The sequence below is a fragment of the Flavobacterium sp. CFS9 genome (genome assembly GCF_041154745.1).
Lineage (GTDB): Bacteria > Bacteroidota > Bacteroidia > Flavobacteriales > Flavobacteriaceae > Flavobacterium.
In genome coordinates, this window is record NZ_AP031573.1 from 2,185,612 (window position 1) to 2,202,610 (window position 16,999).

General features: G+C 35.9%; 15 protein-coding genes. 6 read left to right on the forward strand and 9 right to left on the reverse strand.

Annotation, left to right across the window (positions count from 1 at the left end; all coding sequences use genetic code 11):
- The first annotated feature begins 153 nt into the window (after positions 1-153).
- The gene (locus tag ACAM30_RS09605; RefSeq protein ID WP_369618290.1) at positions 154-1,104 is read left to right on the forward strand and encodes an outer membrane beta-barrel protein; all 951 of its coding nucleotides are present in this window, start codon (positions 154-156) and stop codon (positions 1,102-1,104) included.
- A gap of 269 nt (positions 1,105-1,373) precedes the next feature.
- Here the strand turns inward: ACAM30_RS09605 and ACAM30_RS09610 are convergent, their stop codons facing one another.
- The 4 genes from ACAM30_RS09610 to ACAM30_RS09625 all read right to left on the reverse strand — a co-directional run bounded on the left by ACAM30_RS09610 (position 1,374) and on the right by ACAM30_RS09625 (position 7,645).
- Positions 1,374-2,366: a Gfo/Idh/MocA family protein gene (locus ACAM30_RS09610; RefSeq protein ID WP_369618291.1), complete on the reverse strand. Its 993-nt coding sequence runs from the start codon at positions 2,364-2,366 to the stop codon at positions 1,374-1,376.
- Positions 2,367-2,673: 307 nt separating this feature from the next.
- Positions 2,674-4,782: a prolyl oligopeptidase family protein gene (locus tag ACAM30_RS09615; RefSeq protein ID WP_369618292.1), complete on the reverse strand. Its 2,109-nt coding sequence runs from the start codon at positions 4,780-4,782 to the stop codon at positions 2,674-2,676.
- A gap of 143 nt (positions 4,783-4,925) precedes the next feature.
- A complete protein-coding gene (locus ACAM30_RS09620) occupies positions 4,926-7,133 on the reverse strand; it encodes a TonB-dependent receptor (protein WP_369618293.1) in 2,208 nt (735 codons plus the stop codon).
- Between the two features lie 158 nt (positions 7,134-7,291).
- A complete protein-coding gene (locus ACAM30_RS09625) occupies positions 7,292-7,645 on the reverse strand; it encodes a hypothetical protein (RefSeq protein WP_369618294.1) in 354 nt (117 codons plus the stop codon).
- A 221-nt stretch (positions 7,646-7,866) separates the two neighbouring features.
- Between ACAM30_RS09625 and ACAM30_RS09630 the strand changes: the two genes are divergently transcribed.
- Positions 7,867-8,580, forward strand: coding sequence for a porin family protein (locus tag ACAM30_RS09630; RefSeq protein WP_369618295.1), 714 nt, complete (start codon positions 7,867-7,869; stop codon positions 8,578-8,580).
- On the opposite strand, the gene ACAM30_RS09635 is transcribed toward ACAM30_RS09630, so the two are convergent.
- Entirely contained in the window at positions 8,575-9,180 is a 606-nt protein-coding gene (locus tag ACAM30_RS09635; RefSeq protein ID WP_369618296.1) for a hypothetical protein, read from the reverse strand. The two genes, ACAM30_RS09630 and ACAM30_RS09635, sit on opposite strands and share 6 nt — an antisense overlap.
- Positions 9,181-9,406: 226 nt before the next feature.
- On the opposite strand from ACAM30_RS09635, the gene ACAM30_RS09640 reads away from it, so the two are divergent.
- The 4 genes from ACAM30_RS09640 (at position 9,407) to ACAM30_RS09655 (ending at position 14,141) form a co-directional block, all read left to right on the forward strand.
- A complete protein-coding gene (locus ACAM30_RS09640) occupies positions 9,407-11,878 on the forward strand; it encodes a bifunctional UDP-N-acetylmuramoyl-tripeptide:D-alanyl-D-alanine ligase/alanine racemase (protein WP_369618297.1) in 2,472 nt (823 codons plus the stop codon).
- Positions 11,879-11,947: 69 nt separating this feature from the next.
- Entirely contained in the window at positions 11,948-12,364 is a 417-nt protein-coding gene (mscL, locus tag ACAM30_RS09645; RefSeq protein WP_369618298.1) for a large conductance mechanosensitive channel protein MscL, read from the forward strand.
- Between the two features lie 167 nt (positions 12,365-12,531).
- Complete coding sequence (locus tag ACAM30_RS09650) at positions 12,532-13,521, forward strand: aspartate-semialdehyde dehydrogenase (RefSeq protein ID WP_369618299.1); 990 nt, start codon at positions 12,532-12,534, stop codon at positions 13,519-13,521.
- Between the two features lie 116 nt (positions 13,522-13,637).
- Positions 13,638-14,141, forward strand: coding sequence for an SMI1/KNR4 family protein (locus tag ACAM30_RS09655; protein ID WP_369618300.1), 504 nt, complete (start codon positions 13,638-13,640; stop codon positions 14,139-14,141).
- Between the two features lie 95 nt (positions 14,142-14,236).
- Here ACAM30_RS09655 and ACAM30_RS09660 read toward each other — a convergent pair whose 3' ends face one another.
- The 4 genes from ACAM30_RS09660 to ACAM30_RS09675 form a co-directional block, all read right to left on the reverse strand.
- Entirely contained in the window at positions 14,237-14,554 is a 318-nt protein-coding gene (locus tag ACAM30_RS09660; protein WP_012023404.1) for a 2Fe-2S iron-sulfur cluster-binding protein, read from the reverse strand.
- Between the two features lie 59 nt (positions 14,555-14,613).
- Positions 14,614-15,096, reverse strand: coding sequence for a hypothetical protein (locus ACAM30_RS09665; protein ID WP_369618301.1), 483 nt, complete (start codon positions 15,094-15,096; stop codon positions 14,614-14,616).
- A 218-nt stretch (positions 15,097-15,314) separates the two neighbouring features.
- Complete coding sequence (locus tag ACAM30_RS09670) at positions 15,315-15,554, reverse strand: NifU family protein (protein WP_017494691.1); 240 nt, start codon at positions 15,552-15,554, stop codon at positions 15,315-15,317.
- An 89-nt stretch (positions 15,555-15,643) separates the two neighbouring features.
- Positions 15,644-16,774 (reverse strand): Mrp/NBP35 family ATP-binding protein, encoded by a 1,131-nt coding sequence (locus ACAM30_RS09675; RefSeq protein ID WP_017494692.1) that lies wholly within the window; start codon positions 16,772-16,774, stop codon positions 15,644-15,646.
- Between the last annotated feature and the right edge of the window lie 225 nt (positions 16,775-16,999).

The window sequence follows — 16,999 nt, forward strand, 5'->3', positions numbered from 1 at the left end:
AATGTATTTTTTTTAAGTTAAAATTATGCATGCATAATAGTTTTTTAGTAATATTGCTCAAAATTACAACGATTTCGTTCCAAGTCTAACAACGCAAACCAGAAGATTATGTTAAAATAATCTATGTTTGTAAAAATTAATTAAATCAAAATTATGAAAAAGAACCTATTTTTATTAGGGTTATTAGTTTGCTCTATGGCCACAATGGCGCAAACAGAAAAAGCAGATAAACCGGAAAGCTGGTATTTTAAATTAGGAGGATCTTATTTTGTTCAAACTGCAGCTACTGAATTTCCAACTGTTGGAGGAAACCTTCCATTGGACAGGACTTATGTTGGAGGAAAATTAGTTTCTGAAGAAAGTGTTACAGGATCTTTTGGAGAAGGTTTCAGGACCGGAATAACTGCAGGATATAGATTTAATGCTCGTTTAGGAGTTGAATTAGGAGTTAATTATTATACAAGTAAGGATAAAACTATGGCTCAAACGAGATCGGATGTGCCTATTACACCAAGTGGAGTTTACAGCTTCAAATCTGTAGGTCAGATTACAGCTTTCGATTTAGCTCCTGCTTTAGTTTTGTTTTTAGGAGAGCACAAAGGATTTGAGCCTTACACAAAAGTAGGTGTTTTAATTCCTGTTCACGGAGATTTAGAAATTACTTCTGATGCATATGCACCAATTGCTTTTAGCCCTGCGGGAGCTCCAACTGCTTTTGGAAATGTTCACAGTGTTGATAAAGTAAAACCAAATCCAACTTTAGGTTTCACAGCTGCTTTAGGTACTTCATACAAATTAGGAAAAAACATCTCTGTTTTTGCTGAGTTAGAGTACCGTAACTTTACAGTTCACGGAAAAACTAAAGAAACTACAGAATTTACAGTTAATGGTAATGATGCTTTAGCTTCAAGAACAACTGCTCAAAGATATACAGTTTACAGAGATAGATTAGATGTTAATTCTAATAACCCGTTATTTAACCCTAACACTTCTACTCCAGATACTAAAGACACAACCAGACCAAATGATAAAATGGATGAGTTAAGCTCTTACGTTGGAATCTCAGGTTTAGGATTAACTTTAGGTCTTAAATACAGCTTGTAATTTTATATAGTTTTAGTTTTTAGAAAAAGAGGATATTCGAAATGAATATCCTCTTTTTTTGTTTCCTGTCATTTCGACCGAAGGGAGAAATCAAACTAGCAGCTCGACAAAGATTGGCGACTTTCTATGCGTAGTTTCTTGTGTGATTTGCTTCGCCTGTTCGCTATCGCTCGAGTCTCCTTTCAGTCGAAATGACAATATTAAGGTCAAGACTAATGATCGCAGGAAAAAATCTGCGAAATCTGCGAGCAACAAAGATTGTCAGCTCTTTATTTTGAATTTCTAAACTCTTTCAATACTTCATCGATAACCCAGGTTGTTCTGGCAGCAGATTCGCCTTTTGATGGTGAGAAACCTTCTTCACCTAAAAGCTCAGCAACGACAGTTTCAACAAGAGGCTGCTGGATATGAAGCGGATTTTCGACCGTAATACTTTCTTTTTCGCCATTTGCATATTGAATATGAATAGGGTCATTCCCGAAAGTAGAAAAGGAAATCTTTCCTTTATCGCCTGTAATATCGGTATTGTCGTAACGCTCAAAACTGGCAAAATTCCATAAACCGGTTCCATGGATTCCGTTCTCGAATAAAAAGGACATCGAAACCGAATCTTCTGCCGGATAGGCTTTGAGCTGCGAACTCGCATGCCCGCGTACTGATTTTATAGGACCAAATACAAAATCTAAAAAATCTAGGGTATGACAAGCCAGATCGACAAATATCCCGCCGCCTGAGATATGTGGTAAAACTGTCCATGGTAAATTGATTTCGTCGTCGTAGCGCTTCTCAAACGGATGGTACAAAACACAATTTACATGTCTGATAGTTCCAATTTTACCTTGTTCGATTAATTCTTTAATTTTTAGGAATCTCGGAAGGCGTCTTCTGTAATAAGCTACAAATAAAGGCACGTTGTGTTCTTTACAAACGCTGATCATTTCGTTGCATTCTTCAAAATTTAAAGCCATTGGTTTCTCTACGTAAACTGGTTTTCCGGCCTTAGCACATAAAATGGTGTATTCTTTATGAGAAGATGGAGGCGTAGCAATATAAACGGCATCAACTTCAGGATCATTAATTAAATCAATCGCATTGGAATACCATTTCGGAACATTATGACGTTTGGCGTAATCTTCGGCAAGAGCTGCATCTCTGCGCATAACAGCAACTAAAGCTGAATTTGAAGTTTTCTGGAAAGCAGGACCGCTTTTAACTTCGGTTACATTGCCGCAACCTATAATTCCCCATTTTACAATTTTCATTTTTTTGATTTTAGTTTTTCAAATTTAAATGGTTTGCCACGAATTCACGAATTATTTTCACGGAGATTTTGCAAATTTAATTTTACCGCAAAGTACGCAAGGTTTTTGTATCAGCCTGGTTTTGTAAAAACATAAAGTTCGCAAAGCTGGTTCAACACAATGCTTTGCGAACTCTGCATCTTCTGAATGTACTTTTGTATGAAAAAGACTTTGCGTGCTTTGCGGTAAATTCTCAAGTCCAAACAAAAAGCCACGAATTCACAAAAATAATTCGTGAATTCGTGGCTGAAAAAATTGATTTAAAGGCTTACTTTTTCGGTAAAGCTTTAATTCCCATATTGTAAAGTGTAAACGCCTGAACGTCTACATTTTCCTGAATAGTTGCGGCAACAGATTTTCCTGCTCCGTGACCTGCTTTTACGTCAATACGAATTAACACCGGATTTTCCCCTGTTTGTTTCTCCTGCAGCTCAGCAGCAAATTTAAAACTGTGTGCAGGAACCACACGGTCATCATGATCACCTGTAGTTACCATAGTTGCAGGGTACTGAACACCGTTTTTCACGTTTTGTACTGGTGAGTAACCTTTAAGGTATTCAAACATTTCTTTGTTATCCTGCGCGGTTCCGTAATCGTAAGCCCAACCTGCTCCGGCAGTGAAAGTATGGTAACGTAACATGTCCATTACACCAACAGCCGGTAAAGCTACTTTCATTAAATCAGGACGCTGTGTCATAGTCGCACCCACTAATAAACCTCCGTTAGAACCTCCGCGAATAGCAAGGAAGTCTGAAGAGGTATATTTTTGTGCAATTAAATATTCTCCAGCTGCAATAAAATCGTCAAATACATTTTGTTTTTGCAGTTTAGTTCCGGCATCGTGCCATTTTTTACCATATTCACCGCCACCTCTTAAATTGGCAACAGCATAAACACCTCCGTTTTCTAACCAAACGGCATTGGCAATACTGAAACTAGGAGTTAAGCTAACGTTGAATCCACCGTATCCATAAAGAATAGTTGGGTTTTTACCGTCTAATTTTAATCCTTTTTTATAGGTGATGATCATCGGAATTTTTGTTCCGTCTTTTGAAGTATAGAATACTTGTTTGGATTCGTAATCTTCGCTTTTAAAATCAACTTTTGGTTTTTGGTAGATTTCAGACTTCCCTGATTTTGGTTCAAATGAGTAAATTGTTCCCGGAGTCGTGTAATTGGTAAAGCTGTAGTATAATGTTTTTTCTCCTTTTTTGGCTCCAAATCCACCTGCACTGCCTACTCCCGGAAGTTTGATTTCACGGATTAGTTTTCCGCTATAATCGTATTGTTGTATAAAGGAAACCGCATCTTTGGTATAATTGGCAAAGAAGAATCCGCCACCAGTTGTAGGTGATAAGATATCCTTAGTTTCTTTGATAAAATCTTTCCAGTTTTCCGGTTTTGGATTGCTGATATCAACAGTAACTACACGTGAGTTTGGTGCATTTAAGTCTGTATCGATAAACAATTTAGTTCCTTCATTCTCGATGATCTGATTGCTGCTGTTGAAATTGTCTACAATCGTTACAATCGGGCTATTTGGTTTTGTTAGATCTTTGATGAACAATTCATTTCCGTAAGTAGAATTCGCTGCAGAAATTACCAGATATTTGTCATCCTCCGTAACATAACCTCCCACATATCGGCGTTTTTGATCGGCTCCGTAAATCACTTTGTCTTCTTTTTGAGAAGTTCCCAGTTTGTGGAAATACAATTTATGCTGATCTGTTTTTGCAGATAGTTCACTTCCTTTTGGCTTATCATAACTGGAGTAATAAAAACCGGTATTTCCATGCCATGAAACCCCGCTGAATTTTACATCAACGATTGTGTCTTCCAGTACTTTTTTAGTGATAGCATCAATAATGATTACTTTTCTCCAGTCGCTTCCTCCTTCAGAAATAGCATAAGCCGCTTTTGATCCGTCTTTAGAGAAGTTTAATCCTCCAAGAGAAGTAGTACCGTCTTTAGAAAAAGTATTCGGATCTAAGAAAACTTCCTCTTTACCGTCTTTTCCTTTTCTATAAACTACAGATTGATTCTGAAGTCCATTGTTTTTAGAATAGTAAGTAAATTTTCCTTCTACAAATGGAGCACTGATTTTTTCGTAGTTCCATAATTTTTCCATGCGCTTTTTAAGTTCATCGCGGAATGGAATTTTATCCAAATAACCATAAGTTACCTCATTTTGAGCCTTTACCCAGGCTCCTGTTTCAGCCGATTTATCGTCTTCAAGCCAACGATATGGGTCGTTTACTTTAGTGTCAAAATACACATCAACCGTTTCGCCTTTTTTAGTTTGGGGATAATGAATTTTGCCTTGCCCGAACGAAATTCCTGCAGTTGTGATTGCCATTAGAAGAAATGTTTTTTTCATAGTTTTTGTTTAACGATTGTAGCAAAAATAGCATTTTTGTTGTGAAATAATGATGATAAAAAGTTAAACCATATAAGGCATACAAGCTTGCTTAGTCAGGTATTAACTAATCTTAGCTATATGTCGTATATGGTTTAAAAATGTTACAGATTGAAGTTAACTCCCAGAACAATATTTCGTCCTATGTTTGGGATACCGTCAGTTTTTAATCTTGATAGGTGAGCAATATATTTTTTATCCAATAAATTGTTTCCGTTTAAATTAACATCAAAAGCATGTTTGCCCAGTTTTACTGTTCCTCCAAAACCTAAATTCACCAAAGTATATCCTTTCGAAGCAGTTTCAAAACCACTCACATTATTTTGGCTAAAAGTAGAAGAAACATTTAAAGAAGCATAACCTTCCTCAAACCAATTTTTGATTTTGAACTCCGTTCTTAAAGTATTGTTCCAGTTATTAGCAGGAATTAAAGGCAGGTAATCATTGTTTTGTTTTTTACCGGTTACCGTTTCAAAACTGGTTTCAAAATGCAGCCAGTCCAGTGGGTGTGGGTGAAAGTGTAAACCTGCTTCACCTCCGTATAATTTGGCATCATTCTGAACGTAAGCAAAAACATCGTTGTTATCACGTACTTCACCTGTTGGTGAAGTGTAAATGTAGTTGTTCACATGATTGTAAAACCCGTTGATGAAAAACTCGAAGTGGGTGTTTTTATATTCTAAGTTTAAATCGGTTTGGATATTCTGTTCATTTTTTAAATTGGCATTTCCAACTTCATAACGGTTCGTTCCTTCGTGAACTCCGTTTGATGTAAGTTCAGCTAAGTTTGGTGCTCTGAAACCTGTAGCCACATTCAATCGAAGTGTCAGTGGTTCTGCAAGCTTTGTTTTATATCCTAACGAAGCATTAAAACTGTCAAAAGAACGATCTAATGGAAGAAAATAACCTTCTTCTCCTTCAGTTCCGTGAGCTTCAGAAGTTACTTTTCGGTTGTCAAAACGCAATCCGGCTTGTAAAACATTATTATTCCATTCGTAATTTGCAGTTCCAAAAGCACCAAAGTCGTTTGTGGTGGCATCCGGGATTAAGTATTCTTCTCCGGAATTTTTATTGGTTTGGTGCATTCCCTGAACACCTACAATCGTTTCGAATTTACCGAATTTTGGGAAATGGTATTTAGCATTATAATTAAGAGTATTCAGTTTCATGTGAAGAGAAGCAACGTTGCTGTCCTCAAATTCACTTCTGTCATTTGCAATATATCCTAAATCAACATCCAGTTTAGAGTTTTGAAAGAAGATCACATTGTTCAAACTCAATAGATGGTTGAAGATTCCTTGCCTTGGGAACATCGTATTCTTGCTCGATGACTGTTCTGCGATTCCTTCTTCGGGAATACCAATGTCCAGCTTGTTGTAATTGTAACGTAAAACACTTGAGAAACTAGAGTTGCTGTATCCAACTCCCGTTTTAAAATCGGTTTCATTATAGCGGGTATTGGTTACGCGATCACCGTCGGCAATTTTGTAATCAGAATGAGTGTTGAAGCTTCCTCGGGCTAAGAATTTCCAGTTGTCTGTTGAAGTTTTTAAGCCAATAGAAGAATTACTTCCTTGTGTATTTATGAAATATTTCTGACTAAAATTAGCTTTAAAGGTATTCGCATCAGCAAATTTTTCAGGATTAAAATATAGAACTCCACCTAAAGCATCAGATCCGTATAATAAAGAAGCAGGCCCTTTGATTACTTCGACACTTTCTATTCCGGCATCATTAAGTCCCAGACCATGTTCGTCTCCAAATTGTTGATTTTCGATACGAACTCCTTGCGAGTACACCAAAACACGATTTCCGCTTAAACCTCTAATAACCGGTTTTCCAATAGAAGTTCCCGTAGAAATTTGAGAAACCCCCGGGATAGTAGCCAGACCTTCGATTAAAGTTGAAGTTCCTTTTTGTTGTAAGGTTTTAATGCTTTCATGTTCTACTTTCATTACGTTTTGCGATTGCAATTTATTGAAAGGAGTTGAAACCACAACTTCATCCATTTCAAAAACAGATTCCGTAAGTGTAATGTCTAAAGTGTTTTCTTTTAATAGTTTGGAAATGGTCTTGCTTTGTGTAGTATAACCGATAAGAGTAAAAGAAAGTCGGAAACTTCCGTTTGGAAGATTCTTAAAATCGTATTTTCCGTTTTCATCTGTTGTTGTTCCTTTGTGTAGTTCAGCTGCATAAACAGATACGCCGGCTAAAGGTTTGTTTTGAAGATCGATAACAGTTCCCGATACCGAATTTTGAGCAGAAAGAATGCCCGTAAACCCTAAAATAAGGGCCAATATTAGTTTTTTCATTTGAAAATGATGCTATAGTTAATTGAATTTGTCTTCCAATCGGAAACTAAAACCAACGGTAAAACCTGCCGAGCCTGAAAGTTTCAGGATAGAGGAATTCACCAATTTTTTAGAATTAGATTAAAAAGAGTTTAAATTTATTTCGTGTATTTCGAAATTTAGGCAACTATAGCCTGGGGAGGTCCCCTTAGTAAATAGGCACTTCCTGAGAACGAAAATAAGCTTTCGGAAAGAGTAAAGAAGTACGGAATTTCGTTATCGAAATCGTGAAACTGAAGTGTAATTTCTTCCGGAACAATATAACTGCCAAAAGCAAAATGACAAACATAACATAAGTCATAATTATGGTGCTGGTGCGTTATTTCGCCACTTGGATCATTGTAATCGTGGTGGCATTGTTTTTCTGAAAGCTGCTTTACAACATGCTCATAGCTGTGTATGGACTGAAAGAATATTGAAAACAATATCATCAGAACCAAAGAAACACTTAATATGAGCTGTTTTCTTTTCATCACACACAAAGGTATAAAAGATAGAAGAAAAATAGATTTATTTTTTAGATTCTGTTAGCGATTCATTGAAAAAAGTTTAGAAAAGGCATTTTTTTTGGATCGAAAAGCGAATAATTACATTCAAATGGTATCCTGAACTGGCATTATATTATATTTGTAAGTGAAATAAAACTACCCTAAAAAACGTTTACTTGAGAAACCCTTTAAAACCAAAATACCGTATGCGATTACTATTTAGCTGTTTGTTTTTAGTGTCGTTTTTTAATTCTTTTGCACAGGAAGTAAAGCCGGAGGTCAAACCGGAAGTGAAGCCTGTTGTTAAAATCGATTCATTGTATCGGGAAGATCAGTTTTATTTCTCGGTTACCTATAATCTTCTAACCCAGATTCCCCAAGGACTTAAACAAAATAAATTCTCTGTCGGACTTTCCGCAGGCTTTCTGCGTGATATGCCAATCAATAAAAGCAGAACGGTTGCTATTGCAACAGGTTTGGGTTTGAGTTATCAAAATTACAACCAGAACCTGACTATTGCTAAAGGACCAGATGGTGAGTTGACGTATGAAGTAACGGATTACAATGATATCAAATCAAACCGATACAAACAGTACATGGTTGATCTTCCTATAGAATTTCGTTGGAGAAATTCAACCTACGAAAGTTATAGATTCTGGAGGATTTATGGAGGATTTAAACTAAGCTATGTTTTCTCGAATAAGTCTCTTTTAGACACCGGAGAAGAGTCCCAAAAAATTTCGAACAATCCTGATATAAATAAACTTCAGTATAGCGTATATCTGGCCGTTGGATATAACACCTGGAATCTATACCTTAATTATGGACTAAATCCTTTGTTTAAAAATGTAACAACGGTTTCAGGGCAAAACATTAATGTAAGAACGCTAAATGCGGGATTGATTTTCTACATTTTATAGCCACAAATACAGAAATAATAACTGCGGTAAAATTCCAATAAAAGTTCCGATCACTAATTCATTAGGTGAATGAGCCTCCATTTCTAATCGAGATGAAGCAACAACTCCCGTCATTAAAATCAGGAAAGCACTCCAATAAGGATTTTGCAGCTGAAGATGTGTGTTCAGTCCAATTACAAAAATGGTGAATCCGCTAAGAGCCATCATGTGTAAGCTCGCTTTTATTTTGAACAATGAGCAAATCAGGGCCAGAATGGTACTGAACAAAGCTCCCAGAAAAAAGAAATGCAATTCAGGATAACGGCTAATGATGATGCTTCGTTTTACCAGTAAAATATAGAGAAAACATTGTAAAATCAGAGGGATTTTGCGTTGCGAAGTTTCGTGAATCATAATAGAGTTCACATGCCCCGTCGAACGAAGTAAAAGATAAAACAGTATAGGTACTAAAATGGTGATGATCAGGATTTGAAGCAGCACATAATATTTTTCCTGAGTACTAAAGAGATCATGCTTGAAGAAAAGATAAAATAAGGTGGCGTACATCGATATAAAAATCGGATGAAAGATATAGGAGAATATAGGCAGGATTCTTTTCAAAACGTTGTATTTAGTGGTGTTAAGCAAATATAAACAAATAATGGTTTTTTGCTACGAATCGTGTGAATTAGCATGAGTTAAAATTCGTATAATTCACGGCAAACTTTATTTTATTAATCGATGCAAATTATTTTTAATTTGTGGTAAAAAGTACCACAAAGAATTAGTGAAAATTTGTGAAATTCATGGTAAACCTTTTTTTAAATTTGACAAAAAGAAAATCTTAATGAGCATAAATGTAAAAAGCCTTATCCCGGTTCTTAATGCCGAATGGACAGGTTCAGATTCTGATGTTTTTGTCGACCATATTTCGATCGACAGCCGTTCTCTACAAAACGGTTCCAAAACTTTGTTTATTGCCCTTTCGGGGATTAATAATGATGCTCATTTGTATATTGCAGAATTGATAGAAAAAGGAGTTCAGAATTTTGTAGTACAGCATATTCCTGAAGATGTAAAAGGAAAAGCCAGTTTTTTGGTGGTCAAAAATACACTACAGGCTTTACAGGAATTTGCGGGCTATTATAGAGATTTGTTTCAATTCCCTATTATCGGATTGACCGGAAGTAACGGTAAAACGATAGTAAAAGAATGGCTTAATTTCCTGTTGAGTCCGGACTATAATATTATCCGAAGCCCTAAAAGTTATAACTCTCAGGTTGGTGTGCCGTTATCTGTAATTGCCATTAACGAAAAACACAATCTGGGAATTTTCGAAGCCGGAATATCTACGGTTAACGAAATGGTGAAACTCGAAAGAATCATTAAGCCTAATATTGGAGTTTTAACCAGTATTGGTTCGGCACATGATGAAGGGTTTAAAAATTTGGAAGAGAAAATAGACGAAAAGTTACTGCTTTTTAAAAATTCGACGGTTATTATTTATCAGAACAACAAACTTGTAGATGAACGCCTTGCGAAGTTAAGCCTGGACTATTTTTTACCAGAACGAGTACTTTTTTCATGGAGTTTCACTGATGAATCGGCTGATGTTTTTGTTGTGAAACGTATTAATGAGGACGAGACGACCAGTATTCAGGCCCGTTATAAAAATGAAATTTTTGATTTGGAAATTCCTTTTAGTGATTCGGCTTCTATAGAAAATGCGATCTCCTGTCTGTCGGTTTTACTGTATATGAAGTACGATGCCGAAACCATTCAGAATCGATTTCAAAACTTATACCCTGTGCAAATGCGTCTGGAGGTAAAAAACGGAATCAACAATTGCAGTATTATTGACGACAGTTACAGTTCAGACTTTCAGTCACTCAGAATAGCGTTGGATTTCTTAGAAAGCCAGCAGAAAAAGAACGCCTCAAAAACAGTTATTCTGTCGGATATTTTTCAAAGCGGATTTTCAAACGAAGAATTGTATACCAAAGTAGCACAGTTAATTTCCGATAATAAAATAAACCGTGTCATTGGAATAGGAGAAACTATTTCCTCTTTTGCCGCCAAATTCTCAAACTGTATTACTTTTCCAAACACAGCTGAATTTATTACGCAGATTGAAGGTTTGAATTTCGAAAATGAAGCCATTTTAATCAAAGGAGCGAGATCGTTTCAGTTTGAAGAAATTGTATCGCTACTCGAAGAAAAAACGCATGAAACGATTCTGGAGATCAACTTGAATTCGATTAGTCACAATCTGAATTACTATAAATCAAAATTAGCAGCTAACGTTAAGCTAATGGTCATGGTGAAAGCCTTTGGTTATGGTAATGGAGGTTTGGAGATTGCCAAATTATTAGAGCATCATAAAGTAGATTATTTGGGTGTGGCTTTCGCCGATGAAGGAATCTCTCTAAAAAATGGTGGAATCAAACTGCCTATTATGGTTCTGAATCCGGAATCGACCAGTTTTCCTTCGATTATACAGTATCATTTAGAACCCGAGATATATAGTATCAAAGGATTAAAAGCATTTTTAAAAATCGCAAGGGAAAAGAACCTTAAAGATTTTCCAATTCACATAAAACTGGATACCGGAATGCATCGTTTGGGCTTTGAAGAAAACACACTGGAGGAACTGATTGAAACGCTCAGAGGAAATTCGACCGTAAAAGTAAAAAGCGTACTGTCACATTTAGCTACAAGTGACGAAGTAAAGCATTTTGATTTTGTGAAATCTCAGATTCGTCTGTTTGAAAATCTATCCTTAAAATTGACCACGGCTTTGGATATTAATCCGATTCGTCATATTCTCAATACTTCCGGAATAAGTAATTTTCCGGATGCACAATACAACATGGTACGTTTAGGAATTGGTTTATACGGAGTTTCGAACGATCCTGCTGAGCAAAAATATCTGGAAAATGTAGGGACTTTAAAATCGATTATTTCTCAGGTGCGAACCATTCCCGCGGGAGACAGTGTTGGTTATGGACGCCGTTTTATGGCAGATAAAGAAACCAGAGTGGCTACCATACCTATTGGATATGCAGATGGAATTTCGCGTTTGTGGGGAAATAAAGTAGGGTATGTGGTGATTAAGGACGAAAAAGCGTTCATTTTAGGAAGTGTTTGTATGGACATGCTCATGGTCGATGTCAGCGAGATCGATTGTAAGGAAGGTGACTCGGTAATTGTTTTTGGAGAAAGTCCTACAGTTATTGAAATGGCAACTGCTTTAAAAACAATACCGTACGAAATCATGACCAGCATATCACAGCGCGTAAAAAGAGTGTTTTTTAGATAGTTTTAACAAATTGTCAATAAAATTATGTATTTTCGAAAATCAATTAAGTATAAACTAAAATAATCGATTATGGGATTTTTTGCAGATTTTAAAGCTTCTTTGCTGAAAGGTGATGTGTTGAGTTTAGCAACAGCAGTTGTTATTGGTGGTGCATTTGGAAAAATAGTGGGTTCTGCTGTAGACGATATTATTATGCCAGTTGTTGGTTTACTTACGGGAGGAATTGATTTTACTCAAAAATTTGTTACACTCGATGGTAATAGTTATCCAAATTTAGCCGCTGCTAAAGCCGCAGGAGCCGCAGTAATTACCTATGGAAATTTGGTTCAGGCAATCATTAACTTTGTAATTATATCATTTTTTGTATTTGTAGTATTAAGAGCTGCAGATAAAGCGAAGAAAAAAGAACCGGTAGTTGAGGCAGCACCTGCCGGACCGACTCAAGAAGAGTTACTTACGCAAATTAGAGATTTGCTTAAAAAATAATTCCGCTACACTAAGTCTAACTAAACCGTTCCTTAATTGGGGCGGTTTTTTTTATCATTTGTTTGTTTTGTAACATTTTGTTATTTTTTGTGAATGACGTTGTTTTGACTTTTATTATGTATACTTTTGCATAACAAAATAAATTAATTCATACTAAACATATAAAAATGAGAATAGCAGTCGTAGGTGCCACTGGTATGGTTGGCGAAGTAATGCTTAAAGTTTTAGCAGAAAGAAATTTTCCTGTTACAGAGTTAATTCCGGTAGCTTCTGAGAAATCAGTAGGAAAAGAAATTGAATATAAAGGAACAAAATACAAAGTGGTAGGACTGCAGACAGCAGTGGATATGAAAGCTGATATTGCCGTTTTTTCGGCAGGAGGTGAAACTTCATTGGAATGGGCTCCAAAATTCGCTGCAGCAGGAACAACTGTAATTGACAATTCATCAGCATGGAGAATGGATCCGACTAAAAAATTAGTGGTTCCTGAAATCAACGCTTCAACTTTAACCAAAGAAGATAAAATTATTGCAAACCCAAACTGTTCAACTATCCAAATGGTGTTGACTTTGGCTCCATTGCACAGAAAGTACAATATTAAGAGAATTATTGTTTCAACCTATCAATCGATCACCGGAACGGGTGTGAAAGCGGTAAGACAGTTAGAAAATGAGTATGCCGGAGTTCAGGGTGAATTGGCTTATAAATATCAAATTCACAGAAATGCTATTCCACATTGCGATAGTTTTGAGGAAAACGGATACACTAAAGAAGAAATGAAACTGGTTCGTGAGACTCAAAAGATTCTTGGTGATAATACGATCAGAGTAACGGCGACAGCAGTTCGTGTACCGGTTGTTGGCGGACACAGTGAGGCTGTAAACGTTGAGTTTGCCAATGATTTTGACGTAAATGAAGTTCGCGAAATTTTGCACCATACAGATGGGGTAGTAGTTCAGGATAACTTAGATACCTTTACGTACCCAATGCCATTATTTGCAGAAGGTAAAAACGAAGTTTTTGTAGGTAGAATTCGTCGTGACGAAAGCCAGCCAAATACTTTAAACCTATGGATTGTTGCCGATAACCTTAGAAAAGGAGCTGCTACCAACACCATTCAAATCGCCGAGTATTTAATCGCAGCAGGTTTGGTATAAACAGAGATTAAATTAAATTGTTATAAAGAGAAGGCCGTAATTGCAGCAATGCAGTTGCGGTTTTTTTGATGTATAAATTTAAAAATCATAAATTAGCTGTTCTAAAAATTAATGATATGAATTTTGATAATTATAAAATAATAGCCAATTACAATACCCATAAAACAGATTTGTTTGTAGCAGATGAAGAAGAGATTTTGGCTTGTGAGAAAACCCTAAACATTCTTTTCGACGAAGATTACAAAGCGTATGTTTCAGAATTTGGAAGTGGAATCCTTGGGGGAACTTATGTACGGATTTATCTTCCCGAAACCATAATGCTGACGCTCGATGAGTGGAGAAATCGCATAATGGAGTATTGGTTCTGGGATGAAGGAAAAGATGTACTTACGAAAGAAGAAGTTTTGAATTCTGTAAGAATCGGGGATACGTACGACGGTGATGAGATTATTCTTTTAAAAAATGAATACTTTGTATTGCCAAGATATAGTGAAATGATCTATAAGGCGGGGACTACACTTGAAGAAGCGATAACCTGGTTGTGTTCGTCAGGAATCCTGACAGAAGCATTTTCGGAAAGAAATTTCGAGCCATTTAATCCGGGAGAAATTGCAGGATAACTGGATAAACAAATCCGACAGGTTTCAAAAACCTGTCGGATTTAGTTAATTGACAGCCATAAAAAAAGCGAGAATTTTTTAGTTCTCGCTTTTTTTTAATATTCCGGGGCCAGTTCTAATTCAAGGCCTTCTAATTCTTCAGTAATAGGGATCTGACAACCTAAACGGCTATTAGATTTAACATAAAACGCTTCCGAAAGCATAGCTTCTTCTTCATCTCCCATTTCCGGTAATGCAACATCATTAAGAACGTAACACTGGCAAGAGGCACACATCGCCATTCCTCCGCAAGTTCCTTCAACAGGAAGTTCGTATGCTTTGCATAACTCCATTATGTTCATTGCCATATCAGTCGGAGCCTGTAATTCGTGTATAACTCCTTCTCGATCTTTAATCTTTATTAATACATCCATTTTAATTAGTGGAATTTTACTGGTTCGGATTTTATAACGTGAAAAAATCCTTAATTATATTAACTGTTTTTGATACTAAATGCGTATTCTTTTTTGCTGCCTTCTTTAAGATGCATTTTTACTCCAAGAGTATTTCCGTTTTTCTCTAGTATTGTTACGATAGCAATTACAGAATAATAATCTTTATCAGATTGAAAAACCAAAGTTCCTTCGTAAGTTGAATTCATTACTCCCTGTTTGTCTGTGGTAACAGATACTTTTCTTGGGTGAGAGAATTGTGCAACACTATAAGTTGCTTTGTTGGCAAACTTTGCTTTTCCGCCACAAATGTCATATAGAAAATCATAGTTTCCAATTCTTAGACTTCCTTCTTCTTCGTTGGCATTAGTCGAAAATACAATCTGACCTGTGTACTTAAAATCCGACCATTCTTCAGAATCATTTAGCCAGGCTTTGTCAACAACTAACGTTTGAGTGGTTTGTTGCGCATAATTTACAGAAACACAAAATAATAATAAAAATAGAGAGTAAAACTTTTTCATAAGATTTAAGATTTGGTTGGTTATGTGACAAATTTAATTAAATAAGTGACAATTCCTTAACTAAAACTCTTAAATATTTGTATTATATTTTGCTAAAAATGCAATAACTCGTTTATTTAGTATTGTTTTTTTGTGAAATTATAAATTTAACAGCGTAAAGTGCTAGTATTCTTGTTAAATCGAAGAAATCGAATTGCTGAGAAAAATAGCCTTTTTTATTACATGATATTAACCACCGTTTCTATTTGTGGCGCATATTTTTTTATAGTGGTCTCAACTCCCGCTTTTAGCGTCATTTGATTTACACTACAGCTGATACATGCTCCTTCAAGACGAACTTTAACATGTTTGTCATCTTCTATAGAAATAAGCGTGATGTCTCCTCCGTCAGAATTTAAAAAAGGTCTGATTTCGTCAAGAGCTAATAATACGTTGCTTGTTAATTCTTCTGTTGTCATAATTTTATCAATTAGAAAATTGGTCAATTAGATAATTAGACAATTGTGTGCATTATCTAATTATCTAACTTTCTCATTATCTTATTATATTAATTTTTTTTAACGGCTGAACATCCTGCCATAGTTGTAATTTTTATGGCTTCAGTTGCAGGTAAACTATCGTTTCTGTTTACAGTTTCCTGTACAACATTTCGTGTGATTCCTTCAAAAACGGTTTCGATTACCGAAGCAGTCTGCAAAGCAGCCGGACGACCGTAGTCACCAGCTTCACGAATAGATTGTACAATTGGAACTTCTCCTAAAAAAGGAACGTTTAAGTCTTCGGCAAGATTTTTTGCTCCTTCTTGTCCAAAGATATAATATTTATTGTCAGGTAATTCTTCGGGTGTGAAATAAGCCATATTTTCTATGATTCCCAAAACAGGTACATTAATGTTGTCCTGCATGAACATCGCTACTCCTTTTTTAGCATCGGCTAAAGCTACGGCCTGAGGAGTACTTACTACTACTGCTCCTGTAATTGGCAATGATTGCATGATCGAAAGGTGAATATCTCCTGTTCCCGGAGGTAAATCGATTAACATAAAATCTAATTCTCCCCAATCAGCATCAAAAATCATTTGATTTAGTGCTTTTGCAGCCATTGGACCTCTCCAGATCACAGCCTGACTTGGCGCGGTAAAGAAACCGATAGAAAGTATTTTGATTTCATAGCTTTCGATAGGTTTCATTTTTGATTTTCCGTCAACAGTAATCGAAACCGGTTTTTCGTTTTCAACGTCAAACATAATTGGCATCGATGGTCCATAGATATCGGCATCAAGAACACCAACTGAAAAGCCCATTTTGGCAAGTGTTACAGCAAGATTTGCGGTAACAGTCGATTTTCCAACTCCTCCCTTACCGGAAGCAACTGCAATAATATTTTTAATTCCAGGGATAGCACGACCTTTAATTTCGTTTTTTTCCGGAGTTTCTACTTTGATATTTACTTTGATTTTAGCTTCAGGAGATACCAATTCATGGATTGTTTTTTTGATATCATCTTCCGCTCTTTTTTTGATGTGCATTGCGGGTGTATGCAACACTAAGTCTACCACAACTTCATCACCAAAAGTAATGACATTGGCAACAGCGCCGCTTTCAACCATATTTTTTCCTTCTCCCGCTATAGTAATTGTTTCTAGAGCTTTAAGAATTTCTTTTCTGTCTAATTTCATTTTAATGGACTATTTTCGATTGATCGAAATCGATTTAAAGTATTGTATTTATTTAAACCGGTTTCAGACTGCAAAGATAACAGATTATGTTCGGATTCAAACCCTTTTTAAATTGTATTTATTGATATTGAGATTGCTCAAAATGATTCTTATAAGCTGTTTTTGATTTCAAAATCTGAAAAAAGATAAACTTTACTTTGTTTATAAGTTAAGAATCTTAAAAAA

Coding starts and splice junctions, on each gene's coding strand:
- ACAM30_RS09605 (WP_369618290.1), top strand. CDS start 154: ATGAAAAAGAACCTATTTTTATTAGGGTTATTAGTTTGCTCTATGGCC.
- ACAM30_RS09610 (WP_369618291.1), bottom strand. CDS start 2,366: ATGAAAATTGTAAAATGGGGAATTATAGGTTGCGGCAATGTAACCGAA.
- ACAM30_RS09615 (WP_369618292.1), bottom strand. CDS start 4,782: ATGAAAAAAACATTTCTTCTAATGGCAATCACAACTGCAGGAATTTCG.
- ACAM30_RS09620 (WP_369618293.1), bottom strand. CDS start 7,133: ATGAAAAAACTAATATTGGCCCTTATTTTAGGGTTTACGGGCATTCTT.
- ACAM30_RS09625 (WP_369618294.1), bottom strand. CDS start 7,645: ATGAAAAGAAAACAGCTCATATTAAGTGTTTCTTTGGTTCTGATGATA.
- ACAM30_RS09630 (WP_369618295.1), top strand. CDS start 7,867: ATGCGATTACTATTTAGCTGTTTGTTTTTAGTGTCGTTTTTTAATTCT.
- ACAM30_RS09640 (WP_369618297.1), top strand. CDS start 9,407: ATGAGCATAAATGTAAAAAGCCTTATCCCGGTTCTTAATGCCGAATGG.
- mscL (WP_369618298.1), top strand. CDS start 11,948: ATGGGATTTTTTGCAGATTTTAAAGCTTCTTTGCTGAAAGGTGATGTG.
- ACAM30_RS09650 (WP_369618299.1), top strand. CDS start 12,532: ATGAGAATAGCAGTCGTAGGTGCCACTGGTATGGTTGGCGAAGTAATG.
- ACAM30_RS09655 (WP_369618300.1), top strand. CDS start 13,638: ATGAATTTTGATAATTATAAAATAATAGCCAATTACAATACCCATAAA.
- ACAM30_RS09660 (WP_012023404.1), bottom strand. CDS start 14,554: ATGGATGTATTAATAAAGATTAAAGATCGAGAAGGAGTTATACACGAA.
- ACAM30_RS09665 (WP_369618301.1), bottom strand. CDS start 15,096: ATGAAAAAGTTTTACTCTCTATTTTTATTATTATTTTGTGTTTCTGTA.
- ACAM30_RS09670 (WP_017494691.1), bottom strand. CDS start 15,554: ATGACAACAGAAGAATTAACAAGCAACGTATTATTAGCTCTTGACGAA.
- ACAM30_RS09675 (WP_017494692.1), bottom strand. CDS start 16,774: ATGAAATTAGACAGAAAAGAAATTCTTAAAGCTCTAGAAACAATTACT.